Below are 6,293 nucleotides of genomic sequence, written 5' to 3'. Positions count from 1 at the left end.
GGTCTCGCTCGTGGCGTCGCCCGCCGACCTGGTGCCGGCGGTGGCGGCGGCTCTCGCGGTCGACACCCGCGTGCTCGTCGAGGACCTGGTCGTCGGTCGCGAGATCGACGTCGCCGTGATCGCACGGCCCGACGGGTCGCGGCTGGTCTCACCCACGCTGGAGATCGTGGTCGACGGGCTCTTCGACCTCACCACGAAGTACGACGGCAGCGCCGACCTCCGCATCCCCGCCGTCGTCACCGAGGCCGAGCAGAAGGCGCTCGAGGACGCGGCGCTGGCGGTCTTCGACGCCCTCGGCTGCCGCGGCGTCGCCCGCGTCGACTTCTTCCTCACCGAGGACGGCCCGGTGCTCAACGAGGTCAACACGATGCCCGGCTTCACCGCCACCTCCCAGGTGCCGCAGATGTACGCCGCCGCCGGACTCGCCTACCCCGACCTGCTCGACCTGCTGGTGCGCGACGCGCTCGAGGCCGCCAGCCCCCTCGAGGCGGGAGCATCGTGCGGATAGCCGGGCTCGACCTGCTGCGGGGGATCGCCGTGGCGCTGGTGGTGCTGCGCCACGCCTTTCCGTCGGTCTTCCCCGGGGCCGGCGTCGTGGGGGTGGTGATGTTCTTCGCGCTCTCGGGCTACCTCATCACGGGGCTGCTCCTCGGTGAGCTCGAGCGCGACGGCCGCGTCGACCTGCGTCGCTTCTACGTGCGCCGTGCCTGGCGACTCGTGCCCGCGCTCCTGCTCCTGGTGGCGGGCGTGGTGCTGGTGACGCTGCTGCTCGACCCCCTCGGCGACCGGGACGAGCTGCTCCGCACGGCCGTGGTGGCGCTGACCTGGACCGGCAACCTGCCGTTCGACCACGGCAGCGACGCGACCTTCCACCTGTGGACGCTGGCCACCGAGGAGCAGTTCTACCTGCTGTGGCCCACGCTCCTGGCGCTCGCCTTCGCGCGCGGCCGCGTGGGCCTCGCGCTCGTCCTGGCCGGCCTCGCGTGCCTGGTCGCCTGCCTGGCGACGATGCTGTGGCTACGCGGGTCCCCCGACCTGGCCTACGCGCTGCCGACCTCGTGGGCGGGGTGCTTCGTGATCGGCGCCGCGACCCGCGTGCTGGCCGACCGGGTCGTCGCGCCCGCTCGGGCGCTGGCGCTCGGCGTGCCGCTCGCCCTGCTCGGGCTGGGCGTCCTCAGCGTGGTTCCATTGCGGGGTCATGCGCTCACCTACCTGGCGGGAGGCCCGGCCATCGCGCTCCTGACCGGCGTCCTGCTGCTCTCGTGGCGCTCCTTGACGACCGTGCCCCGCGCGCTCGACGCGGTGGTGTGGCTCGGGACGGTGTCCTACGCGGCCTACCTGTGGAACTACCCGCTGACGCTGTGGCTGCGCCCCCACCTCGACCTCGCCGGTCCGGTCGCGGCCGCGCTGACGGTGGTGGCGGCGGCGCTGAGCTGGCGGCTGGTCGAGGGACCGGTGCAGCGCCGCGGAGAACGGCACCGGACGCGTGAGGCGGTGGCCGCGTGACCCGCGACTGGCGCGCCTGGCTGCCTGACGTCGCCCTGGGGCTGGCGGTCCTCGCCCTGGGCCTGCTCGAGGCCGCCAACACCGACCTCCTCGACGTCGCGGGACAGTCCCGCACCACCCTGGTCGGGGTGGCGCTGGTGACGGCGGTCGCGGTCGCGTGCAGCCGCCGGGAGCCGGGGGTGGCGCTCAGCCTGGTGTGGGCGACGAGCGCGGTCCAGGTGCTCACCGGGTCGCCGATCATGCTCGTGCAGCTGGCCTTCGCCGCGGTCGCCTTCGGCACAGCGCGGTGGGGCCGGTCCTCGACCGTCATCGCCGCCGGCCTCTCCATCCCCACCGCGGGGTTGATCGCCGCGCTGCTCGTCGTGTCCTCCAGCTATGCCCCCTTCATCGACAGCGACAGCTATCGCTCGCTGGTGGACACCGCCTACCGCTTCGGCGACACCTGGCAGGTCGGCGCGGCCGTCATGGGCATGGGGGTGCTCGCCGTGCCGTTCCTGGCCGGACTGGCGCTGCGCTTCAGCGAGCGCGCCCGGCACTCCAAGGTGTCGCAGGTCGCGGCCGAGGAGGAGGCGGCCCAGGCCGTCCGCGAGACCGAGCAGGCCCGCGAGATCGCCCGGCTGCGCGAGGAGCAGGCGCGTCTGGCCCGCGACGTGCACGACGTGGTCGGCCACTCCCTCGCGGTGATCCTCGCCCAGGCCGAGTCGGCGCAGTACGTCGACGACGTCGACACCGAGAAGCTCAAGGCCACGATGGCCACCATCGCCACCTCGGCCCGGTCGTCGCTGCAGGACGTGCGTCAGGTGCTCACCCCTCCCGCACCCGGGGCTCCTGCCGCCAGTAGCGGCGGGCTCGACGACCTGGTCGCGGGGGTGCGCGCCAGCGGCCACGAGGTCGTCTCCAGCGTCGTCGGCACGCCGCAGCCGCTGCCGCCCGAGCTCGAGCAGGTCGCCTTCCGGGTGCTCCAGGAGATGCTCACCAACGCCATGAAGCACGGTCAGCGCGGCGAGCCGGTCTTCGTCGAGCGGCACTGGCCCGACGGCAGCTGGGTCGGTGAGCTGCGCATCGAGGTCCGCAACGTCGTGGCGTCGTCCGCCGACCAGCCCACCGACGCGGTCCAGGTGACCGGAGGCCAGGGGATCGACGGCATGCGCCGGCGACTGGAGGCGGCCGGCGGCCGGCTCGACGTACGACGTCGTGCGCTGGCGGACGACGACACCTTCACCGTCACCGCGTGGGTGCCCGTCCGGGCGGTGGGCCGGTGACGATCCGCGTGCTGCTGGTCGACGACCAGGACCTCTTCCGGGAGGGCGTCTCGGTCATCGTGGGCGCCCAGGAGGGCATGGAGGTCGTCGGCTCGGCCGGCGACGGGCTCGAGGCCGTGCGCCTGGTGGAGGAGCTGGCGCCCGACGTGGTGCTGATGGACATCCGCATGCCGGAGATGGACGGCGTCGAGGCCACGCGCCAGATCTTCCTGCCCGAGCGGGTCGCGCGCCGGCAGGTGCCCGTGCGGGTGATCGTCCTGACGACCTTCAACCTCGACGACCGCGCCGCCACGGCGATCCGGCACGGCGCCAGCGGCTTCCTGCTCAAGGACACCACCCCGGTGCTGCTGCGCGACGCGATCCGCACGGTGCACGCCGGCAACGCGGTGCTCGCCCCCACCGACCTGTCGACGCTGCTCGACGGGCAGTTCCGCGAGCAGGCGCCGGTCCCCGCGGCCTACCTCGGGCTCACCGACAAGGAGCGCGAGGTCTTCGCCGCCGTCGCGCGCGGGCTGTCCAACACCGAGATCGCCGCCCTGGTCTTCGCCGGGGAGTCCACGGTCAAGACCCACGTCGGGTCGATCCTGCGCAAGCTCGGCCTGCGCGACCGGGTGCAGATCGTGGTGTTCGCGCACGAGCACGGGCTCGTCTGAGCCGAGCGAGCACCTAGCGCGGCCGCACCAGCGCCGAGGCCCGGTCGGAAGCGGCACCGACCAGCCGCTCCAGCGGCCCGCGCCGCTCGAGGCCGACGAACACCGCACCGATCGCGAGCAGGACCAGCGCGTGCTGGGCGTAGGCGCCCTCGTCGGGCGGCCACAGCAGCTCGGTGCGCAGCAGCACGTGCACGCTGTAGAGCGTCAGCGTCATCGTGCCGGCACCGAAGACGATCGCGACGACGCGCTGGCCGAAGGCGGGCAGTGCGGCCACGACCAGGAGGCACCCCCCGACGACGGCCAGGGCCGACCCCATGGTCTGCAGGAGGTCGAAGGGGGTGGTGCTGTGGGGCGCGACCACGAGCAGCCAGTCCCAGCTGCCGCCCGTCGGCGTGTTGCCGAACATTCCGGCCTCGGTCTGCCGGAGGAGGCCCTCGACACCGGCGCCGGGCTGACCCAGCTCCTCGGACAGCCGCTGCGCCACGCCCGGACGCTCGAGCAGCACCCGTGACGTGACCGTCGCTGCGACCGCCACCGCGAGCCCGACCCCGACCAGCCCCAGCTGGACGGTGCGGCGGGCGAGGTCGAGGCGTCCCAGCCCCATCCCGAGCAGCAGGTAGGCCAGCCAGGGCACGACCGGGTAGTAGCCGGTGAAGGCCAGCTCCGACAGCAGCTGCCCGGGCTCGGCGAGCTGCCCGAACGCCGGGCTGTCGTAGCCGCGCTCGGGCAGCAGCGGACGCACCACCTGCGAGACGACCGGCGCGAGGACCGCCCAGGCCACCGCGAGCCCCAGCACGACCGGAGCACGCAGCCCCACGAAGGCCAGCCCCAGCAGGAAGAGCAGCCCGTAGTAGGTCAGGATCACCGCGAGCCCCGAGTCGAGCTCGCCGAGGAGCAGCCCGAACGACGCGATCAGCAAGGCGCGCACGGCCAGGCCGGCCGAGCGGGCGCGGCGCTCCGCACCCCGCACCGGCACCCGGCGCCCGGTCATCAGCGCGAGGCTGACCCCGGCGAGCACTGCGAACAGGGCGGAGGCTCGTCCCCCGGCCAGCCAGTGGGCGACGGTCAGCTCCCCGTCAGGGCCCGTCGTCGCGACGACGTGGGTCGCCACCATGCCCAGCAGCGCCAGGCAGCGGGCGACGTCCAGTCCGACGAGGCGACGAGGGCTCAGAAGCCGAGCCTCCGAGCACCGCCGCCGCGGACGGCCTCGCCCTTGGACTTGGCCTGCGTCTTCAGCTCGGCCTGGAAGTCGACCATCTTCTGCTGGAGCGCCGGATCGGAGACTCCCAGGATGCGCGCCGCGAGAAGGCCGGCGTTGCGCGCGTTGCCGATCGCGACGGTCGCCACCGGCACCCCGGCCGGCATCTGCACGATCGAGAGCAGCGAGTCCATGCCGTCGAGGTACTTCAGCGGGACGGGCACGCCGATCACCGGGAGCGGGGTGACCGCGGCGAGCATGCCCGGCAGGTGGGCCGCTCCCCCGGCGCCGGCGATGATCACCGAGAGACCGCGACCGGCGGCCTCCTTGCCGTAGGCGATCATCTCCTCGGGCATCCGGTGCGCGGAGACCACGTCGGCCTCGAAGGCGACACCGAGCTCGGCCAGCGCCTCACCGGCCAGCTTCATCACCGGCCAGTCGGAGTCGGACCCCATCACGATGCCGACGCGGGGCTGCTCAGTCATGGTGCTCAACTCACTCATTCACTCTCGTTGCCGAGGTCGCCGCGGAACCACGCGGCGGCGTGCCGCGCCCGCTCCAGGCACTCCTCGAGATCGTCGCCGTAGGCGTTGACATGGCCGACCTTGCGGCCGGGACGCAGCTCCTTGCCGTAGAGGTGCACCCGCAGGTGGGGGTCGCGGGCCATCGCGTGGGGATAGCCGTCGTAGAGGCGCCCGACCTCGGCGTCGGGACCGCCGAGGATGTTGACCATCACCGTCCACCGGGCCCGCGGGGCCGGCGAGCCGAGCGGCAGGTCCATCACGGCCCGCAGGTGGTTCTCGAACTGCGAGGTGACCGCACCGTCCTGGGTCCAGTGGCCGGTGTTGTGCGGCCGCATCGCGAGCTCGTTGACCAGCACGTGACCGTCGGTCGTCTCGAAGAGCTCGACGGCCAGGATCCCGGTGACGTCGAGCGCGCCGGCGACCCGCAGCGCGATCTGCTGGGCGTGCGCCGCGAGCTCGGGGTCGAGGTCGGGCGCCGGGGCGACGACCTCGTGGCAGATGCCGTCCTTCTGCGTAGAGGCCACGACCGGGTAGGCCGCCGCCTGACCGCTCGGCGAGCGCGCCACCAGGGCCGACAGCTCGCGCCGGAACGCCACCTTCTCCTCGGCGAGCAGCCCGACGCCGCTCTCGGCGGCGACCCGCAGGGGCTCGGCGCAGTCCTCGACGGTGTCGACGAACCACACGCCCTTGCCGTCGTAGCCGCCGCGGGTGGTCTTGAGGACGCACGGCAGCCCGAAGGCCTCGACGTCGGCGAGCGAGTGCACCAGCGCGTTGCGGGGGCAGGGCACGTCGAGCTCTGCCAGGCGGGCGCGCATGACGCCCTTGTCCTGGGCGTGCACGAGCGCCTCCGGTCCCGGACGTACGGCGTGCCCCGCGGCCACCAGTGCGTGCAGGTGGTCGGTGGGGACGTGCTCGTGGTCGAAGGTGACCACGGCACAGCCGTCGGTCACCCGCAGCAGGGTGTCGAGGTCGGTGTAGTCACCCACCAGCTGGTCGGGGATGACCTGGGCGGCGGAGACACCCTCGGCCTCGGCCAGCAGTCGCAGCGGCAGGCCCAGCGCGATCGCGGGCTGGGCCATCATCCGGGCGAGCTGTCCACCGCCGATCACGGCGAGGGTCGGCGCGAGCTCTGGCACGCCGAAACCCTAGC

General features: G+C 73.5%; 6 protein-coding genes and 1 pseudogene. 4 read left to right on the top strand and 3 right to left on the bottom strand.

The genetic code is table 11. The features are described 5' to 3' along the window. The 4 genes and pseudogenes from AAG827_RS00800 to AAG827_RS00785 form a co-directional block, all read left to right on the top strand. Positions 1-508, top strand: a pseudogene (locus AAG827_RS00800) (D-alanine--D-alanine ligase A); the annotation flags it as partial. Further along, positions 499-1,506 (top strand): acyltransferase, encoded by a 1,008-nt coding sequence (locus AAG827_RS00795; protein WP_341923860.1) that lies wholly within the window; start codon positions 499-501, stop codon positions 1,504-1,506. The pseudogene AAG827_RS00800 and the gene AAG827_RS00795, both read left to right, overlap by 10 nt. After that, positions 1,503-2,768: a histidine kinase gene (locus AAG827_RS00790; RefSeq protein WP_341923859.1), complete on the top strand. Its 1,266-nt coding sequence runs from the start codon at positions 1,503-1,505 to the stop codon at positions 2,766-2,768. The genes AAG827_RS00795 and AAG827_RS00790 overlap by 4 nt, the downstream gene beginning before the upstream one ends. Continuing rightward, entirely contained in the window at positions 2,738-3,421 is a 684-nt protein-coding gene (locus tag AAG827_RS00785) for a response regulator transcription factor (protein ID WP_341923858.1), read from the top strand. Before AAG827_RS00790 ends, AAG827_RS00785 begins: the two co-directional genes overlap by 31 nt. A gap of 13 nt (positions 3,422-3,434) precedes the next feature. Here AAG827_RS00785 and AAG827_RS00780 read toward each other — a convergent pair whose 3' ends face one another. From AAG827_RS00780 to AAG827_RS00770, 3 genes are read right to left on the bottom strand one after another with little or no spacing between them, the layout of a single operon-like run. Next, a complete protein-coding gene (locus AAG827_RS00780) occupies positions 3,435-4,568 on the bottom strand; it encodes a heparan-alpha-glucosaminide N-acetyltransferase domain-containing protein (RefSeq protein WP_341923862.1) in 1,134 nt (377 codons plus the stop codon). A gap of 20 nt (positions 4,569-4,588) precedes the next feature. Further along, positions 4,589-5,104, bottom strand: a complete 516-nt coding sequence (purE, locus tag AAG827_RS00775) for a 5-(carboxyamino)imidazole ribonucleotide mutase (RefSeq protein WP_341923857.1) — start codon at positions 5,102-5,104, stop codon at positions 4,589-4,591. A 14-nt stretch (positions 5,105-5,118) separates the two neighbouring features. Beyond that, on the bottom strand, positions 5,119-6,279 hold the full coding sequence (locus AAG827_RS00770) for a 5-(carboxyamino)imidazole ribonucleotide synthase (protein ID WP_341923856.1): 1,161 nt from the start codon (positions 6,277-6,279) through the stop codon (positions 5,119-5,121). Positions 6,280-6,293 lie beyond the last annotated feature (14 nt).

Origin of the sequence: Nocardioides psychrotolerans, from assembly GCF_943371775.1 — a bacterium.
In the GTDB taxonomy this organism is placed as follows: Bacteria; Actinomycetota; Actinomycetes; order Propionibacteriales; family Nocardioidaceae; genus Nocardioides; species Nocardioides psychrotolerans_A.
The sequence above is the reverse complement of the archived record's forward strand: the minus strand, read 5'-3'. Positions and strand labels throughout refer to the sequence as shown.